Origin of the sequence: Nitrososphaera sp., from assembly GCA_039938515.1 — an archaeon.
In the GTDB taxonomy this organism is placed as follows: Archaea; Thermoproteota; Nitrososphaeria; order Nitrososphaerales; family Nitrososphaeraceae; genus Nitrososphaera.
Genome location: JBDUUL010000015.1, coordinates 262,058 through 280,300 on the forward strand (window position 1 = coordinate 262,058; position 18,243 = coordinate 280,300).

An 18,243-nucleotide genomic window follows, 5' to 3' on the forward strand; every position below is an offset into this window, starting at 1 on the left:
CATGCTAAAGACTCTGGAACTGATTTATCACATCGATAGAAACAGCATCGTGCATAAGCCCGAATTGCTTCAGAGTAAGCTGCATAAGATACTTGGAGCGTCTTCTGATGTCGTAATCCCTCGAATCAAGACAGAAATAACAGCTGAGCTGATGTACATGCGGAAAATTGAAGATGCGAATACTAGAAATGGACAATAGCTTATGACTTTCAACCAGCTAGATCATTTCCTTGAAAATCTCGACTCCTCGGTCCATAAACACTTGGTCATGTTTTACGAGGAACCAGAATATGCAAGGAAAATCCAGCTGCGATTCATAAATGATGGGCTGAAGCGGGGAGATTGCAGCGTGTATGCAGCTAGAGACGATGACGACTTGGTGCTTACAGAAAGAGACATGAAGGATAATGGCATTGACGTCGAAAAGTTTAGCGCCAGTGGGCATTTGCAGTTCTACCTAAACAAACCGCGAATTGTTGATGCAGAGTCATACAATAAAGCCATAGCAGCATTTCGAGAAGCAGTTGCCAAACAACTTTCAAAATCCCGAAATAACTCCGCATCAACCTTTCCCAAGATACGAGGAGTAGGCAGCATCCACCGCGACTTATTTTACAACAATGATGTGGAGATAAACCGCCCTATGGCATCAAGTCAACTTCTGACGGAGAGACTTTATCAACTCAACAATAATGCTTCATTTGACGGCCTGTGGCTTTGCGCGTATCATGTCAATGACATTCATGCCCAAATGGACAAGGAGTGGATGTACGAACTGTTGCAAACTCATGACGCGGTATTGTTTCTGCCAAAATTCTCAAACGGTCTAGCGCTCAGCCTTAAATAATCAAGCGGGAGACTCTGCAGTACTCGCCGCAGGTATTCCAGAGCTCGGATGATGCTTCAGTATTTTGGGCCATTGCAATAGTTGCTGTTTCAATCAGCACCACTATGCATTATTTGTTTAAGGTTAGAGTGCAACAAGCGATCTAGTAGTGTTTGTCTAGTTTCAAACGCTAAATTTACCGATTGCATCTTGAAAGGGCAAATGAGTGAGGTTTGGAACAGGGCGTACTCCTCGGACAAGAGCTTTTTCGGAGAGGAGCCGAGCAATTTTGCGATGCTTTGCTTTAACCATATGAAGGTCAATAATGTCAAGAAAGTCTTGGAGCTAGGTGCAGGCCATGGGAGAGACAGCGTATTCTTTGCATCAAACGGGATCAATGTAACGGCACTTGATTATTCTTCAGTCGGAGTCAGTATTATTAGCAGGCTGGCAACTGAAAATAGGCTACCATTAGTTGCCAAGGTATTCGATGTGAACATGCCACTGCCTTTTGAGGACGGCTCTTTTGACGCAGTCTATTCGAATATGGTATTCAATATGCGCTTTTCAATAGAGCAGCTGCACTCTATATTTGCCGAAATAAGAAGAGTCCTAAAACGAAGGGGATTCAATTTCTTCTCTGTCCGAAACATTAACGACAAATCCTTTGCTAAAGGCGTCAAGGTAGAGGAAGGCATCTACGACATTAACGGCTTTCAGATTCGCTTCTTTACAGAGCAGCTTATACAGGACTTGACTGAAGGCTTTGAGATATTTTGGATAAATGAGGAATCGGTTGGCCAGGTAACGCTATACCTTGTTTCGAGCAGAAAAGCCTAGTCCGATATAGATTCCACACTGGAATTCACTTATACGAGGTATGCGATTCTGCACTGTGAGTAGCGCAACAGTCATGGGGAACATGCAGCTCATGCAAACTTTGGACAATGCGTGGAATTCTCAGGACTGGAATACCTTTGAGAAGCGGCATGCAGAGAATGTTGCAGTTTATTGGCCGGGCCAACCTGAGCCAACAAGGGGCGTGCATAATCATAGAGCAGAGTCCATTGAATTTTTCAAAGCATTTCCGGATAATCACCTTGTAAACAATCCGTATAAAATTCTGTTTGCAAACGGCGACCATACATGCTCAATTGCAGACTTTACCGGCACATTCAAAGGACCCATGAAGGGCGCTGACGGGAAGACTATTCCACCCACTAACAAGAAATTCCATCTGGAATTTTGTACAGTGGCTACTTGGAAAGACGGCAAAATCACTGAAGAGCGATTATTCTACGACTTGGTTGGTATGCTAAAACAAATAGGCGTGATGTCCTAGTACTCCACTAGGCCGTCATTGAAGATTGGACTCTGTTAACTTGGCGGAGGCCAGCGCTGGTCTCAAAGGCATCAATACCCACCAAGTTAACAGCACCGCTCGAGATGCAGAGCGTGGCAATTACAGTTGTTGAGCCTGATCCTGCTCTGGTTGAGAAAGCGAAGAACAGCAAGTAAGGACTGAAGAGAAAGCCACAGAATATAGTGTTATACTATGGTTACTGCTTGCTTATGGGGTTTGCTTAACATGCATCAGCCAACCTTATCGGGCAGACGGACGTTAATTACTATGAGATACAAATGCTGCCAACAGACATTCTGGCAATGATCCTTGGAATAGCTGGTCTATGCGGAGCACTCGCGTATGTGGTCGCAGGATCTAAGATAAGACACGCGCTCCACATCACACATGCATGATGACCAGCCTCCACTTTTTCTGGATTGATTATTGAAGGCAAATCTGTCCGTGCACACAGCTATAATCTAAAGTGCTTCACAGGCGGCTCTGGTAACTTAACGGGACATGATTCGAATTGCGTGCGTAGATTTCCATCCATGTCCCGCCAAGTTACCAGAACTTGTGTTTGAATATGGATCACCTCTTTCAGCCTTCCAAGAATACTGTAAAGTAGTCTGGAAATACCTGCACTGACTGTTGCTCGCTTGGAGAGGCATTCTTTACATTAGTTATTGTGAGGGCTGGATTGAATTGGAGTGTTTTTCCTACCATTTCGCTTGGAAAGTCCTTTGGCAGATTGACAGTTGCTGTTATCGTAGCATTCTCGCCTGCAGCAATGTCTACTGCGCTCGGAGAGTAAGAGATGTAGGGACTAAGACTCATTAGACCTGGTGGCTTCTTTCCTTGAATAATGTACTGAGATCTCTCAAAAGCAGTCATGTTTTTGGCAAATGACGGAAGCACCATCATTCCGCTTGAGCCCTTTGCTACAACATGGAGCGTCGGATAGTCTGAAGAATTTGAAATATGGTGCAGCACTATGGTGACTGTTCCATTCTCGCCGCGTGTGAGGTTAAGGAGTTTAGGAGAGATGCTCACATCGATTGCCTGCTTTCCTCCTGCATGTAGAAATGAGGAAGGATCGTCCACCAAACTACCGACACTAGTGCTGTTTACAGGTTGCGTAGTGCTGGCTGCAGAAGGTGCGGGTCTGAAAAGAAGCCAGGCAGCCCCCAGCAAGACTCCGGCTGCTACGATACCTGCGATAAGTCCGTACCTTTGATTCTTCAAAGCGACTCCTCTTGAGGAGAGAACTACATAATATTTCTGGAATCAGACATTAGAAGATTTCCTGCTGATCCGAGGCTCAGTTATACAGGGTTTGCGGCTCTATGAATGAAAGGTCATTTTTCAGGCTATTGTAGCGCGAATTAACGAGAGCGGCGTGATTGTTGTCCCCTAGCTAAAGTTCTTTGTCCGAACCTGCATCAAATGATACCACAAATCCCTGATAGACCTCCCAGTATCAGTATCATTCCTTATGAAGTAGGTGTTTACTTCCTTGTCCTCGGTAGCGCTGCTTGGGTCTTGGATCCTCTTTGCGCCAATTCCTGCAGCGTCTATATCTAAGAGGTCGTCAATCGTTCTGTTTATGGCGCCCATGGCTGCCCCAGTGTCTTCTCGAATCTCAGCTGCTGTCCGGTGGTCTTCAGTCGATAGAAGATAATCTATAATGACAGCCGCTTCGCTTCCGACAAATAGTGAGTTCAACGGAGTGCTAGGCTGTTTCGTTGTACTCATTAAGATCAACGTTCCTACCACGGCGCTTTACTTAAAGAACTCCCTTTTCAACTCTGCATTGGCAACGAGAGACTGATCGGTAATCGTGTTCTAGTCTCGAATTGCTTGATGGACAAATGAAATGGCAATAGACCCCTCGCCAACGGCCGATGCGACTCGCTTGATGCTACCGCTTCGCACGTCTCCTACCGCAAATACTCCCGGCAGGCTCGTCTCGAGCATGTGCGGCGCGCGTCTCCGAGGCCAGCGCGCGACGCCTAGGTCCTCCGTTGTCAGTTCAGAGCCTGTTTTTATAAAGCCCTTATCGTCCTGCGCTATGCATCCGCCAAGCCAGCGAGTATTTGGAACGGCGCCTGTCATAAGAAAAACATGCCGAATATTGCAGTCTTGCAGCTGTCCCGTCAGATTATCCTTCCATCGAACCGTTTCCAGATGCGCACTGCCGCCAAGGGATGCGATCTCGGTGTGTCGGTGCAACGTGATTGAAGGAGTATCCTCAATGCGACGGACAAGGTAGCGTGACATTGTCTCGGCCAGGTCCGAAGACCGTATGAGAATGTGCACTCGTTTGGAAAAACCGGCCAGGAAAACCGCAGCCTGGCCAGCCGAGTTTCCCCCGCCGACTACAATTACTTCCTCACCTTTGCAAAGCTGCGATTCAACAAAGGTTGCCCCGTAGTACACTCCAACCCCTTCAAAATGCGACAGGTTGTCAAGCGGCAGCTTTCTGTACTCTACCCCGGTCGAGATTATAATAGCTCGGCTTGGAATTTGGGCACCGCTCTCGACTTCCACCAGGTACGGCCTACGGTCACACACAAGACGGACCACCTTGGCAATGCGCACCTGCGCGCCAAACTTTTCTGCCTGCATGTAGGCACGACCCGCTAGCTCCTGGCCGGATATGCCGGTGGGAAATCCTAGGTAATTTTCAATTCTAGAGCTAGAGCCCGCCTGGCCACCCGGAGAATTAGTTTCCAGAAGCAAGACATCAAGGCCTTCGGAGGCGCCATAGACGGCGGCAGCCAAGCCGGCGGGACCTGCACCGATGATAACCAGGTCACGAATATGCGCCTGGTCAAAGATTTCGTTAAATCCAAGGCAATCCGCAACCTGCTGGTTAGTGGGGTTCTTTAGCACGATTTGACCCCTGCAAATCATTACAGGAACATCGGTAGTTTCGATTTTGAAACTATCCAGCAGCTGCTGGACGTCGGGGCTGCCTTCCAGGTCAATGTAAGAATAAGGGTGCCCGTTACGTGTCAAGAATTCTTTGATTCTGAGTGTTCCTGCAGAGTGCGTCGAGCCAACAAGCACGACGTCCCCCATACCCGCAGCTACTAACTCGACCCTGCGGAGAATAAACGCTCTTATCAGTATCTCTCCTATTTCCATATCATTCTGCATCAGGGAAATCATCTGAAGTCGGCCAAGTTTGACAAGTTCGCCCGCTTTCGTGGCACGCATTCTTACCATGGTCGGGCGACCTGAAAGGTTGTTGACCTCCCCCGTGAATTCACCGGGCCCATGAATAGTAATGAGCGTTTCTGAACCTAATGAAGGTCTCAGGATTTCCAATTCTCCTGAGACAATCACAAAGAATGGGATGTCCCTGTCACCCTGCTCGACGAGTACTTCGCCAGGCTGCATCGCATACACGCTCCCTTGGGTTTTGATGCGATCAATTTGTGCTGCAGTCAGCTTTGGAAATATCCTGTCAAGCCGAGATTTGTTAAGAGGAAGTCCTCTGCGAGCATCGCTCATTCAACCCGTCTCCCGTGCATCCGGGCTTGCACAGCCATCAGTGTGGCATTGCATTATAGTCGCATAAACCTTCGGACAGGTGGCTTTTAAGAAGTGTGAAAATCGAATTTGATATCATGGTAATGTAAAATGGCATGACAATAGAACAGGCGAGTCAAGCGTAGTGAACTGTATTATTCAGCTTCAGTTATGATGTGGAGGATTCCCGCACTGCAGACAGCCCTTCTTCTGTTATGCTCCATAATCTGTAATCATCATGCGGAGGACGAGGTTGTCCTTCTTTAACCAACCTTCGCCATTCCAGTTTATTCGTATTCTCTTGCCAGAGTAACTGAAAGCCCACTCCGAGAGATTATTTCCGTTTCAAGGACGTCCTTCTTGACATTATTTCGGGACAGCTCGGCTACTATACCGAGAATTTCGTGGCTTACTTCGTCAGGACCGGCCATCGTTAAACCGCGAGGACTATGCTATTAAGAATTGTCTTTGCGTGACCATTATCCTGTTAACGCAATTGAATCACAAAACGTAACAAGCCTCAAGCCGTGTCCCTTCGACTTGAGTGACGCACTTGAAGACCCACTAGTGCTAAATACGTGAACCACGCACTAGAAGTGAAATCTGCTCTGACGGATATTCCTAACCCACAAAACCATACTGAGGTTGACAATGCAATTGGCCCGGTCACAGTAATCGTCACGCGGAGAGCAAGGGTGGGAAAAAACAATGAATTTGAACAGTGGATGGATGGAATCCTCCATGCAGCAATGAAATTTGAAGGCCATATGGGAGTAAACGTTATTCGCCCAACTACACCCAGCCGAGATTATACCATAATCTTTCGATTCGACACCTATTCCAATTTAACCAGGTGGGAAAATTCTGAAATCAGACAGGTGTGGCTCAAGAAAAGTTTAGAGATAACAGAAGGCGAGCCAGTGGTTGAGAAGCAAACTGGGCTGGAATTCTGGTTTACGCCAAAAGAGCTTGTCAAGGATGGCCAGCTGATTCAGCGACCAACAATCCCGCCAAGATACAAAATGGCGATCGTAACAGGCGCATTTGTATTTCTACTTCTTATCAGTATCGCTCAGGCACTGAGGCAAACTTTAGGATCAGTATTGCCATCAATTCTTGTCACTTTGATTTCCGTAATAGTCATGGTTATACTCATGACGTACGTAATAATGCCGTCAGCTACCAAGCTTTTGAGGCCTTGGCTCTACAAGGACAAGCCTTTCTGAACAATTAACTCCAAGGTAGGCCCAGCTTTTCGGAGGACAATAGGTGTCACCAGTTTATCCACAAAAAAGTGCCAACTTGAAAATCGCATGTCTCTGGGGACTTAGAGACACCCGCGCTTTCGCGGATGAATGTCGACAGATCAGAACAATCTAGTACGCGGCACCATGCGCGCGATCTGCGCCCGAGAAAAGTTGCCTCGCACACAGGTATTTTGCATCTTTCGAGCTAATCTAGAGCGACGATCCCGTTTCAAACTTTCCGATGTTCAACGACGTGGTTGGCGAATTTGAAGTCTAATTGCCTTCGCCTTGTCCCGTACGATGGCCGGAGCAACTACTCAAGATAATTTTATGAAGCTCGCTTTCTGGGTCTGACACTCCTATACCCTTGCGACCAATCCATACCCTTGGTCTTCTTACCAGCTGACAAGTCAAAATGCAATGCTTTAATCCCGCAGTATTAGCTGTCTGCATCAGACAATGAAATTTGCCATGCTGGGAGCAATTTCCTGCGCCCTTGCCGCGCTTGTTATCATCGCCATTCCAGTGCCAAACGCACGCGCAGGAAGCCTGGACATTAGTGATATCAATCTGAATGGAAACAAGACCAGCGCTCCAGTGGTGCAGTCTCCCGCTGCAATGACAACCACTGCGAGAAATATCCAAGTCAGGCTGTCATGGCCCCAGCCAATCAACTCGATCAGCAATCAGACCACCACATTTTCAATCGAGTTTTGGAACGCCAGTACAAACCAGAGGTTAAATTCAGTTGCCTATTCGGTTCACATGGCACTCAATGGCACAAGCATAGGCCACGTTCGTAACCTTACAACGGCTGGCGGAGTCGGAACTGTCGTGCAAAAGTTCAACTGCTCCGGGACGCTGAGCGTGTTTGTTGACATCCAGAAAGCCGGGGCGTTGCCGGTAAACCAGACGGTTCAGTTCAACATTGCCGTAACACCCGAATTGCCAGCGGCTACGCTTGTCCTCACAGCGTCGTTATCTGCCCTGATAGCGATTTTGCTGGCCAGGCGACGGCTTGTGCATCCATCGCGGCAGGTCGGCTACCCGAGGACTATTATTCAAGGCGCAGGCAGTATTCCGGAGAAATACTATTGCGACTGCAGAGCCTGTACAGGCCGGCAAGGAGCTGTTTAGATCAAGGCTTGCACCGGGCGATTGTACTTCTCTTGTGACTCGTATCGAGAAAAAGGGCCTGCCGGTGACAGATTTGGCCACCGCAGCCGGCAAGCCCTGCCTTGCTGCGCTCTTTAAAGCGCAAAAACGACTGCAGAGAACTTGATTATAACTATAGTAGAGGAGGCTGCGGCCAAAACTTCGGAGGCCGAGGTCGAGGCATGGCTGAAATGTATTTTAGTGGAGCGTAGGTAATCACCTAACATGGAGCGCCTTGCGAAGATGACCGAGCAGGAAAAAGCAGCACGTCAGAAGCGCATGCTGCAGGAAGGCCTCGCCATAATAATAGAAGACCGAGAGTTTCTAGAAGAGCTGGGCAGGCTCTAACGTTTTCGTGCTTATTTGAGCCGATTTTTGTCAGTGACCTTGTCCACGAGGTCCAGTATATTGCCGAGCCATTCAGAGAGGCCTACTTAAGACAGGGTGGGCTGGTAGACAGGCAGAAGCCTCATGGTGTCGATGCTGTCGCCCCCTCTCCCCCCAAGTGCCAGCTATGCTATAAGGTGGGCATTTCAGCTCGCCTCGATGCAATGCATCCTTTATTGCAACTGGGTTGGACGCAAAGCTGCGAATTTTGGTGAAGGCTGGAAATACTGCTCTCTATGCTGTACTTACTTTAACCAGAAAGGCGTCCGGTGTCCTTGCTGTGGACGGACTCTAAGAGATGCCAGTTATCCTCGCTGCGAGAAATGCGGCAGGAAGCTCAAAGCGGGCGTTTGCTATTTCTGTAAAGAAAAGTGAAAAAACGGAGACTACAGGTCTCGCTTTAGATCCTTAGCTGCGTCGCCTGCCTTTATCTTGGCTCTGTTCAGTGTTTCAGAGCTAGGCTTGCCTTCAGCGTGATCCTTGGCAGTCTCTGCCTTTGCCCTGACATTCTGTTCCAAGTTTTTCAGGTCCTTTTTGATGTCTGTCATTATATTACTGATAAACTTGATTGCTTAAGACGGCTTCACAATACATTGAAAGGCCAGGGGAGACGCCACTCAAAGACAAGAGTGATTGGCGCTGGTGGGAAGTAGGGCGAGCTCCGCCTGGCCCGATGTAGCTCTTGCAGCTTGTCACATAACACATTGAATAGTATCACGCCGTCCGTACGTAGCATTCGCTTTGCTGTGGTTGAGGTGACGATAGTGAACTGCAGGATAGATAACACTTCCAAAAATGAAATTTGTCTGCTCACTCTTATAGAAGATTCTTGCTTTACACCGTATGGCTACCCAGAGCGTAAAGCGCAAACTTGAAGAGATGTTTGAGGAGAACAATGAGATTCTTCGGCAGAACACCGCCATACTCAAAGAGAATCAGGCAATCATGAAAGAGAACAACCGACTTATGGCAAACGTAGACGAGAAACTGCGAAAGATAATAATCAACACTTCAAGCCGATAATTAGACAGGCGCTAGTATTCTGTGTCCTCCCGCTCAGTCGAGCGTTTCTGAAAGACACCCCTTACCGTCGCATTTGCAACATGCAAGATGAGCCGATAAACGAAAGGGCACTGTCCAATAAGTAACCCGCTACCTAGGGATATAGGACAGAACCTTGGCAATGCCTACGCATGCAATTTCATAGACATAAACTGTATGCTGAGCCAACAATGGTAAAGCCCTCTCTTCTTTTATCTTTGAGGTTTACTGCATCTGCACCCAAACATCTGACAAGATACGATGCCGCCCCAATGAAGAACTCTATCCGAGAATGCCTCTACCGAATGATCACAGTCTGAGCGCAACATTGCGCTAGGCGTCTGCAGTTCACATTATTCAATGCTTGCATCTGAGAAGCAGCCTTTGCAATGGCTGCCTAAATCCATAAGGTGTCCGTGCTCTAATCAGTTGCTCAGGAATGCAAGTCCTCAAACTGTCGAAGCTGGCAAAAACTTACTGCCGAGGATAAAAGGAAGCAGCACTGTAGTAATACACGCGCATAATGGCGCGACTTAAAGACTCGGTTCACACAAAGGTGGGTAACGGTTGTTTGGCTTGGTAACTTGCCATAAGGAGCCCTCAACTCCTGTATTCCGGCCATGTGCCTGCCTTTTTGGATATTTCAGTCGAGAAATAATAAACGCCCCGCGACCTGTATCCTCTTTGTGACATTCCCAGTCGATGAAGAGCAAACACTTGAAGCCATACATTGCACAAGTATAGATTTGCCTCATGCTTTCACTCGTCTCATAGTTTCATAATCATCTTGGAATGAAAAGCCATCTAATGAAACGCTCGCTGTCGGAAAAGAGACTTGTTCCGTCAGCATACGATGAATCGTCAGTATTAGGCTTCTGCCCGTCGCTCATCGGCCCTCCTTTTCTTTTTCTAAATAGCTAACCTATTCATTGTATGAGTGCGAAGCTCACAGAACGTGCTCCACTTGTTGGACCTATGTCGTTTCAAGCCGGCGTGTTTGTTCTAACTTTTAACCTTGCTCGGTAACGGCAACTTTGACCCGCAATCAACGCAGTGCAATTCGTGCCTAAAGTCGTCTGGTACAGTTTCAGTTCGCCCGCAATTGGGGCAATGCAACTTCATGAATATTGCGAACAGCGAATATTGGCTTAATTCTAGTATCGTCTAAGACGAACTAAACTTGGCGTAAAGGCTGCTGTACATTGTTGCCAGCAATTTGTGCTGACTCGCAACAATGGGCTGTTTTTCGACTTTGGCGCGCTCTTGGTGGTATTGGGCATTGCTTAGGACGGCGGTCTTGCGGCTATCGATTAGCTTTTGTAATATCTGCTCGTCAGTCATGTCATAGTTTGCTTGAATAATTGCGATAAGGTATTTCTCAAAGGTCGCCTGTAATTGGGCGTGTAGGTCAGCGGCTTGCTGCATAAGCGCTGCTTGATTCTTTGGCGAATTGTCTAGCTTCTTGTTCAAGTCTGCCATTGCCATTGCAGACAACCACCTAATAAGACAATCGACAAATTTCTAGAGCATGCATACCCTTTGCTTTGGCAGTTATTTGCCCTGTTAAATGCGTAATGGGCAGCCAGTAAACAAACACTAAGTAAATTTCGATGTCCAAAACTAATACCCTAACCAAGTACGCAGGTTAGGCCGGCGGGTTTATTGCTTTACAAAATGTGATTGAATGTGGCTTGCTATTTTCTCTATCGACATTGGCTTTTTCAAAAAGCAATGCGTCTTTAGCGACGGCAATACCGCCTTTGCCTCGGTTTCGAAAATTTCAAAACCAGTCAAAAAGCATACTTGCAAGTTTTCATTTTTTTGCCATAATTCGCGGGCTAGCTGAAAGCCATTTAATTCAGGCATGCGAATATCAAGAATTGCAATGTCGTACCTGGTGGGATCGCATTTGGCTGCCTGCAGCGATTCGTTAAAAGTGTCTATTTTGTAGCCCCTGGCAGTCAAGCCTTTAGACATCGACAAAGTAATGTCAGGCTCGTCGTCAACCAGCAATACCGACAAGCCGCTAGCCGTGGTTTGCAAGGGCGTGCTAAATTAATTGCAGTTATATTTCAAGTTTGTTTTGGTTAGTGTTTAAGTCAAACTACGGTTGCAAATAGGCTTGTGCATTAATGCCAGCCAGTATCGAAAATTCGTCTTCTAAGTTGCAGCATTTGCAATCGACCTCAATGCACTGGCCTCGAAGTTTATGGTCGCATTCTTTGCAAGGACAAGCTGCAATTTCAGGTGTAGTTATGCCCAGCGATTGCAATTGACGCATATTTGTCTTAGCATAAGTTAGTGTTTACAATTAAGTTCATTTGCCTAGTCTTCTTTGGCAACAAATGAATCGTGACCAGCTGCATTGGCATGTATTCTAAACTCGCACTTGTATCCAACCCAGGGGCGGGTTCAAGTCCCTCTCCAATCGATATCACGCGAATGAATGCACTGCCATGCACAATATTCTTCCTGCTTAAATGTAAATTCTGAAACAGCAGTTTTATGAAGAACTACGAGTCGAACCAAAAGAGCAAAGATACTCTGTGCTATGTCTGTGGTATCGATTATCCGCTGTTTGCTACAAAGTGTCTATGCTGCGGCGGCAGGCTGTACCGGTCGTATTCAGCATCTAGAGCAAAATAGTCGCAACACATACAGGTCTTCAAGGGGGAGGCAGTAACAAAGTGAAGAATTGCGCATAGTCGCACGGTCCTTCCAGAACTCAAAAATACAAATCATCGGAACAGAAATTGCCTTCGTAGTCCCGACAAAGCAAAAAGGCGGGCAACCGCCTCTTGGAGATGGTAACACTTCAGGGCAGATTGAGAAACGCCGCCATTTGGGCCATGTGCCCGCCTTCTCTAATTGAGATAAGAGGTTTTTTATATTAGATTCTTCTTTGTCTGCTTGAAATGTTTGACTTCTCTAAAGACAAATGGAAGCTGGTATCCTTTGGCCTTATGGCAATATTGGCAACTGGTCTTGTAGCACCGCAGGCTTTCGCAGCTGGAACACAGGACGTACTTTCCATCGTGACAGGTATTCAGACAGCTATCTCTGACCCATCACACGGCTTGCAGGCAATTCAGAATAATGTTAATACAAGAGCGACTCAGACGTCAGTAAATACCTTACAGACTACTGACAGTGCGATAAAGGCAAAGACAGACAATCTGCCATCTGAGCCGGCAAGCAACACTGCAATCACAAATGCTATCGGGACAATAAATTCACACACTGATTCAGCTGTAGCCTCAGTTCCACCAGGAATGACACAGGCCCAGTTCCAGACTTTGAAATGCCAGTCTGAGCCTAGACCATATGGGAATTACACGAATTGCGATTTGGAGGATGTCAGATTCATAGAAGCGAGCCTCGTCCATGCCGACTTGAGCGGTGCAAAACTCAACGATGCAATTCTCCAAGGTTCTCTACTTCCTAATGCTAACTTGAGTGGTGCCGACCTGACCCTCACAAACTTCGGCGGTGCCTCGCTCGCCTATGCAAACTTGAATGGTACAAACCTATCCAATACTATTTTTCAGAATGCAGACTTGACTGGCGTGACCTATGCGGGATGTACTGGAAAGCCGGTAGGCACTCCGTTGTATGGAACGCTCCCGACCTGCTAGAAGGTCGTCTCTTTTTTTCTTATCTAAAAGCAAACTTTTGGGCCCTTCCGTAAACTTTTCCCACGCGCAAAACGGTTTGGAGGGGATACGCGACTGGTAGGCTCTGGACCGGATTTATGCTGCACAACCATTGGATGGAGAAAGGGAAACCGGGCAAGGGACGGGCCATTACCCCGCTTGGCGAAGACCGGCTGGCAAGGTGCCCAGTCAGTGACCCGGTTTTTCATACTAGCAGGATTGACTGGCAGCCGGATGCATGGTCGCGTGGAGATTCTGCCTGACCCCTTTCTGGCTATTCGAGCGCTGTAGTGACAAAGCCAGCGTGGCCAGTCTCTTTCTGATGCTGCTCCCAATCTTCCAAAAACAAAACCACCAAACCACAGGCCGTGCAGATGTACATCTTGTCTATTACTTCGGTTAGACCCTGACGCAAACTCACTCTGGGAGAACCGTGTGTTTAAAGAACGAATCGGTGAAATGTTCGTAGAAAAAACTCCATTTCTGATCAGTGACTGACCGGTGGGTTACAAGGTCCGCGTAAGCTTCTCCTACCAACTCTCCTGGTTATTAAGAATAATTGCAGTATTGAGAAATAAGGCTAAAACATTGTCAAGCTGCCGCCGCATTTCAAGCACGAATCTGCAAAGCTCGGATAGTCGATTGCGCACCAATGGCAAATATTTCTGGGAGTCAGGCGAGCATTTACCCGCGAATTTGAGGAGAGTATTCTGCCAATCACATCATACAGCGCCTCCAGATCGTTTTCGGAGGGCTTGAATGAAAGTATCAGATCAATATTGACGCCCATTAAACGCAACTCCTCACAAAGAAATTCGAATCTGGAAGGCGGACTGTCCCGTGGCAACGCAGCGAGCTTCCTTTCCAAGTGTAGTTAAAGACAAGGAATGCAGTGCATTACAATTTAAAATTAAATTGCAGCGGTTACAGCTCCTGCAGCCATGTCCTGGCTCCAAGCACAGGGCGTTCTTCGCGATAACTGGCATCAGTTACAGAATTTTCAAAAATGCACTCAAGTGCCATGCATTGTACTCCGGGGCCTTAATTATGCCGACAGCTATTAGCATTAGCGTGAGTTGACCAAGTCAAATGACCAATATGCTCGAAAGGCGAATGGAGTACGGAATCCCTGCCTCTCACGAGACCATGGAGTGGTTGCTGCATAACGAATCGGCTCGCAAGGTAGTTAAGCTGATGGACATCGCCAGCCTCTCAACGCTTGAACTCTTGGAATTTGGCATGACAAAGCAGGACATTGTGTTTGCCTTTGTAAACGGCGTCTTGGAAATTGACACCCGCTACATTAATGCAAATTCTGACCCGTCTGTTGTAAGCAGGATTGTTGACGGCAGGTACGATTACTGGAACAGCAGAAAGTTTGTGCTCTCTAGGCTAGGCCTACAGCTTCTAGACCGTATAAAGGGCGAAGATGTCCCGACTGTCTGGCCTCCCGCAGCAGCCTAGATTGCGCGCAAGTGGAAAAACCGATACAGGCAGGGTTACACGCATGGCGCCCTCGCAGGCTAACGAGCGACCGCTCTAGCTGTGAAAGACGCGAGGACAGAAGCCTTATCCGAGACAAATGGAGCACGCGCGCCAAAAAGACACTGCGACAAATGCTTGCGCGACGCAAAGATGCAAGTGCGAATCTGTCCGGCCAATTAGCGCAATCGCGCTCTGGTTTCCAAAGTCAATAGCCTAGCTTGCAATGGTCAACTCCGCAGACAAGAACAGGCCTTTGAGTACGTTTATTTTCGTGCACTGCATATTTCAGGCATTGGCCTCTGGTTGCCGCGGCAACTGTTCTAGGCTGGAGACGACAGGCGGCAATGATACTCCGGGCGCCGGACTCAAAAAATGCCTCAGCTGTGGCGCTGAAATAATTGGAGGCGGCAAGAATTCTGCATACAAGAATGGCTTTAAGAGATGCACAAGCTGTGGCATTTACATAAAGGTACAGGACAATAGGTGCCCATGCTGCAAGCACCCGTTGAGGGTGAGGCGCAGGTCATACTAGTACCGTGATTTGCAACCTGCCATGTTGAAAGACATCTAGGACACAGGGCTGCGGCCCAGACGGGCTAGCGGGTCGAGGCCTGAAGTACGACAGCTTATCGTGGCGCCTGATTCACGCGGGAATTCTGCATTATGCTTGGAACTCTAGGTTTCTGGGATTATCAGCTGCGATGCAACGTATTATCGGTTCGTGCGTCCGCATCCAAGAAAATTGCTTAAATAATCATGATTCGTTCAATGTTCCATGAGCCCAGACTGGAGGTTCAAGTAAAAAAATGCCGATTGATCAGGCAAGACTGCAACAGTTCATAGGAAAAGCAATCAATGAATGGGGCGCCGCCGAAGGCACGCTGCTCAATTTTATCGGTGACAGGCTAGGACTCTTCAAGGCGATGGCCGGTGCCGGTCCGCTGACACCGGAGGAACTAGCGGCAAAGACAGGAACACACCCTAGAATGATACTTGAATGGCTCGCCGCCCAAGCTGCAGGGGGCATTGTCACCTACAATGCTGCTACCAAGACTTATGTGATACCGGAAGAGCATGCCATGGCTCTTACAGACGAAAATAGTCCTGCATATATTGCTGGCTTTTACCAGACCATTGTCAGCCTTTTCAAGGATGAAGAGAAGATAATCAACGCCTACAGGACAGGCACTGGTCTTGGATGGGGAGACCATCACCACTACCTGTTTGAAGGCACGGAGAGGTTCTTCAAGCCAAATTACGTTGCAAACTTGATTTCAAGCTGGATCCCTTCACTGGATGGCGTCGAAGCAAGGCTCAAAAATGGTGGCGCAAAAGTGGCAGACGTGGGATGTGGTCACGGAGCATCGACCATTTTGATGGCACGGTCGTACCCTGATGCGAAAATAATCGGATTCGACTATCACCGGCCATCCATAGAATCTGCAAGAAACCGCGCAGAACGCGCCGGGCTAAAGAATGTAACATTTGAAGTTGCAGGATCGACAAACTATCCCGGCGACGACTATGACTTTGTAACCTGCTTTGACTGCTTCCATGATATGGGCGACCCATCAGGGGCCGCAAAGTACGTGCTTCAATCACTCAGGAAAAAAGACGGAACGTGGATGCTTGTCGAGCCTTTTGCCAATGACAAGGTTGAAGACAATCTCAACGAAGTTGGTCGGGTATTCTATGCTGCATCGGCGACCATATGCGTTCCTGCTTCCCTGAATGAACACGGGCCAGCGTTAGGCGCGCAGGCCGGCGAGGCAAGAATCAAAGAGATAGTCACGCGCGCGGGATTTACAAGGTTTCGAAGGGCTGCGCAGACTCCATTTAACTTCGTCTTTGAGGCAAGGCCGTAGTAATGCAGGAAACTGCTGAGCCTCGGGTAGGAAGGTAGTGAATAACGCGTCACTGTCAAGGCAATTATTTGACCGAGTGATTCTTTCAGGCATTCAACGTGGACTTTAGCACTTCCTGCCAGTAACTCAGCAATGCCCTGACCGGATCGAAGGTATGAATTGAACATTCACATCTGTTGAAGGTTTTGTCGTGACAGTAGCACAAGACTGATGCCAAGGTCCTCCGCCCCAGGTAAATGCAAAGTTGTCCGGAATCCAGCTTGCGCTAGGCGATGTGCATTGGCGCTAGCAGTTCTTTATCATGCTCAATTACCATGCTGTCAAAAGCACCAAAATTTACTTCCAAGAACGGAGATATGAAAAAAGCAGCGCCGTATTTGCCCCCAATCCGAATTACCAGATTATTACTTTCAAGCACTTTGAGATGGTGTTGGATTGCCTTGTAATTCAGGTCCAGATTGATAGACAGCTGGTACGCATTGAGCGGTCTCTGCCGCAGCTGCGACACTATTCTCATTCGATTGACGCCTCCCTTTGAGGCTGTAAAGACGAATTGCAGCAGGTGCCTTGCATACGAGTTTGTTTCCACCGCGCTACCCCATCCTGCCTTTTTTCAAGGGCTCGTAATGTGACGACAATATCATCACGCCGCGGGCCTTGGCAGCACCACGATTTCTCCACGCATGTTGGGCATATGGACATGACAGAAGTAATTTATCGTCCCGACTTTGTCAGCAGTGAATGTCACGGTGTGAATTTGGCCCCTTGTGAGCGCAAATGATGCTATTCCCTGAACTTCGATGTAGTGGGATGGACCCTGCACCCCCACAAAATTAAGCGTTACTTTATCACCTTGGTATACGACTATCTGAGACGTGGAAAAGGTAAACGACCTGAAATTCCATGCGCCGGTTTTGTCAGGAGCAGTTAGCACAAATCCACCGCCCGAGGGGTAGGTGGCATTTACGGGAAACGGTTCTGGTGGGTGTTTACTATCGCCGTAAATGTTTGCACTTCCGTCCAGATGAATTGTATCAATCCAGAATGTCCGGTTCGTGGTAGACCATCCTGATGTGTTACTTGCTGCAGCAGGTGCCAGATTATTTGTCGAAGTATTGGCTGCACTGTTGCCTGCTGAAACAACCAGGACTACAATTATCGCAGCTATGCCTGCGCCCAAGGCGGCTCCGAGGTAGACCGATTTTGATCGAATCGATTTCAAGTTTGACCGTACTTTAGTTACAAGCTTTTGATTATAAAATTAGAGACAAAATCCTTGTCTGAATTTTAAGAATGAAATCCAAAGCTGGATATCGTAGATCTATTTTTATAACTTTTCAGTCAGTTCAAAAATAGTACATGCCGACAGGTAGGCAGGATGCTTTTCATATTGATTCAAGCACTGTACAATCTCATTGATGCTGTTGCCTATTTTGCATCTGCGGCCGTTCCGCTCTACTTTATAATCAAATCAAAGAAAAGCACCGACAACCCAATGAGAGTCACAATGGTTATCCTCGCCGGTTTTGTTATCGCTCAGGGCGTGTATCATACCGCTTCTGTCTTTGGATTGAATCTGTTGTCAAAGGCTGTACTTGAGCCGCTATCTGCTGCCGTCCTTGCTGCCGCAGCTCTTTCTTATTTGCTAATGAGCAAGGGGCTGCAGAAGCAGAAGGTCAGGAGCCACGTGACGAAATAACAA

Annotated in this window: 20 protein-coding genes; 11 read left to right on the forward strand and 9 right to left on the reverse strand. The window is 47.7% G+C overall.

Features of this window, described 5'->3' with window-relative positions; translation table 11 throughout:
• The first annotated feature begins 268 nt into the window (after window positions 1-268).
• From ABI361_09465 to ABI361_09475, 3 genes are all read left to right on the forward strand, one after another.
• Window positions 269-847, forward strand: coding sequence for an MEDS domain-containing protein (locus tag ABI361_09465; GenBank protein ID MEO9320889.1), 579 nt, complete (start codon window positions 269-271; stop codon window positions 845-847).
• 201 nt (window positions 848-1,048) lie between these two features.
• A complete protein-coding gene (locus ABI361_09470) occupies window positions 1,049-1,666 on the forward strand; it encodes a class I SAM-dependent methyltransferase (GenBank protein ID MEO9320890.1) in 618 nt (205 codons plus the stop codon).
• A 73-nt stretch (window positions 1,667-1,739) separates the two neighbouring features.
• Entirely contained in the window at window positions 1,740-2,168 is a 429-nt protein-coding gene (locus tag ABI361_09475) for an ester cyclase (GenBank protein ID MEO9320891.1), read from the forward strand.
• A gap of 603 nt (window positions 2,169-2,771) precedes the next feature.
• Here the strand turns inward: ABI361_09475 and ABI361_09480 are convergent.
• From ABI361_09480 to ABI361_09495, 4 genes are all read right to left on the reverse strand, one after another.
• Window positions 2,772-3,416 (reverse strand): hypothetical protein, encoded by a 645-nt coding sequence (locus tag ABI361_09480; GenBank protein MEO9320892.1) that lies wholly within the window; start codon window positions 3,414-3,416, stop codon window positions 2,772-2,774.
• A 168-nt stretch (window positions 3,417-3,584) separates the two neighbouring features.
• Complete coding sequence (locus ABI361_09485) at window positions 3,585-3,896, reverse strand: hypothetical protein (protein MEO9320893.1); 312 nt, start codon at window positions 3,894-3,896, stop codon at window positions 3,585-3,587.
• Window positions 3,897-4,016: 120 nt separating this feature from the next.
• On the reverse strand, window positions 4,017-5,690 hold the full coding sequence (locus ABI361_09490; GenBank protein ID MEO9320894.1) for an FAD-dependent oxidoreductase: 1,674 nt from the start codon (window positions 5,688-5,690) through the stop codon (window positions 4,017-4,019).
• Window positions 5,691-5,995: 305 nt separating this feature from the next.
• Window positions 5,996-6,139 carry a hypothetical protein gene (locus ABI361_09495; protein ID MEO9320895.1) on the reverse strand — a complete coding sequence of 48 codons (144 nt, stop codon included), beginning with the start codon at window positions 6,137-6,139 and terminating at the stop codon, window positions 5,996-5,998.
• 147 nt (window positions 6,140-6,286) lie between these two features.
• Here ABI361_09495 and ABI361_09500 point away from each other — a divergent pair, with 147 nt between their 5' ends.
• From ABI361_09500 to ABI361_09510, 3 genes are all read left to right on the forward strand, one after another.
• Complete coding sequence (locus ABI361_09500) at window positions 6,287-6,934, forward strand: antibiotic biosynthesis monooxygenase (protein MEO9320896.1); 648 nt, start codon at window positions 6,287-6,289, stop codon at window positions 6,932-6,934.
• 480 nt (window positions 6,935-7,414) lie between these two features.
• Window positions 7,415-8,092, forward strand: coding sequence for a hypothetical protein (locus ABI361_09505; protein MEO9320897.1), 678 nt, complete (start codon window positions 7,415-7,417; stop codon window positions 8,090-8,092).
• A 243-nt stretch (window positions 8,093-8,335) separates the two neighbouring features.
• Window positions 8,336-8,458, forward strand: a complete 123-nt coding sequence (locus tag ABI361_09510) for a hypothetical protein (protein ID MEO9320898.1) — start codon at window positions 8,336-8,338, stop codon at window positions 8,456-8,458.
• Window positions 8,459-8,883: 425 nt separating this feature from the next.
• Here ABI361_09510 and ABI361_09515 read toward each other — a convergent pair whose 3' ends face one another.
• Window positions 8,884-9,045, reverse strand: coding sequence for a hypothetical protein (locus tag ABI361_09515; protein MEO9320899.1), 162 nt, complete (start codon window positions 9,043-9,045; stop codon window positions 8,884-8,886).
• Between the two features lie 295 nt (window positions 9,046-9,340).
• Between ABI361_09515 and ABI361_09520 the strand changes: the two genes are divergently transcribed.
• Window positions 9,341-9,520 (forward strand): hypothetical protein, encoded by a 180-nt coding sequence (locus tag ABI361_09520; GenBank protein MEO9320900.1) that lies wholly within the window; start codon window positions 9,341-9,343, stop codon window positions 9,518-9,520.
• A 1,182-nt stretch (window positions 9,521-10,702) separates the two neighbouring features.
• Here the strand turns inward: ABI361_09520 and ABI361_09525 are convergent.
• The gene (locus tag ABI361_09525) at window positions 10,703-11,023 is read right to left on the reverse strand and encodes a hypothetical protein (GenBank protein ID MEO9320901.1); all 321 of its coding nucleotides are present in this window, start codon (window positions 11,021-11,023) and stop codon (window positions 10,703-10,705) included.
• A 174-nt stretch (window positions 11,024-11,197) separates the two neighbouring features.
• Complete coding sequence (locus tag ABI361_09530; GenBank protein MEO9320902.1) at window positions 11,198-11,581, reverse strand: response regulator; 384 nt, start codon at window positions 11,579-11,581, stop codon at window positions 11,198-11,200.
• An 872-nt stretch (window positions 11,582-12,453) separates the two neighbouring features.
• On the opposite strand from ABI361_09530, the gene ABI361_09535 reads away from it, so the two are divergent.
• The 3 genes from ABI361_09535 to ABI361_09545 all read left to right on the forward strand — a co-directional run bounded on the left by ABI361_09535 (window position 12,454) and on the right by ABI361_09545 (window position 16,541).
• Window positions 12,454-13,173: a pentapeptide repeat-containing protein gene (locus tag ABI361_09535; protein MEO9320903.1), complete on the forward strand. Its 720-nt coding sequence runs from the start codon at window positions 12,454-12,456 to the stop codon at window positions 13,171-13,173.
• Window positions 13,174-14,280: 1,107 nt separating this feature from the next.
• The gene (locus tag ABI361_09540; GenBank protein ID MEO9320904.1) at window positions 14,281-14,655 is read left to right on the forward strand and encodes a hypothetical protein; all 375 of its coding nucleotides are present in this window, start codon (window positions 14,281-14,283) and stop codon (window positions 14,653-14,655) included.
• A gap of 827 nt (window positions 14,656-15,482) precedes the next feature.
• Window positions 15,483-16,541, forward strand: a complete 1,059-nt coding sequence (locus ABI361_09545; protein ID MEO9320905.1) for a class I SAM-dependent methyltransferase — start codon at window positions 15,483-15,485, stop codon at window positions 16,539-16,541.
• Between the two features lie 265 nt (window positions 16,542-16,806).
• Here ABI361_09545 and ABI361_09550 read toward each other — a convergent pair whose 3' ends face one another.
• Window positions 16,807-17,130, reverse strand: coding sequence for a winged helix-turn-helix domain-containing protein (locus tag ABI361_09550; protein MEO9320906.1), 324 nt, complete (start codon window positions 17,128-17,130; stop codon window positions 16,807-16,809).
• Window positions 17,131-17,184: 54 nt separating this feature from the next.
• Window positions 17,185-17,763, reverse strand: coding sequence for a hypothetical protein (locus tag ABI361_09555; protein MEO9320907.1), 579 nt, complete (start codon window positions 17,761-17,763; stop codon window positions 17,185-17,187).
• A 168-nt stretch (window positions 17,764-17,931) separates the two neighbouring features.
• Between ABI361_09555 and ABI361_09560 the strand changes: the two genes are divergently transcribed.
• Window positions 17,932-18,240: a hypothetical protein gene (locus ABI361_09560; GenBank protein MEO9320908.1), complete on the forward strand. Its 309-nt coding sequence runs from the start codon at window positions 17,932-17,934 to the stop codon at window positions 18,238-18,240.
• Window positions 18,241-18,243 lie beyond the last annotated feature (3 nt).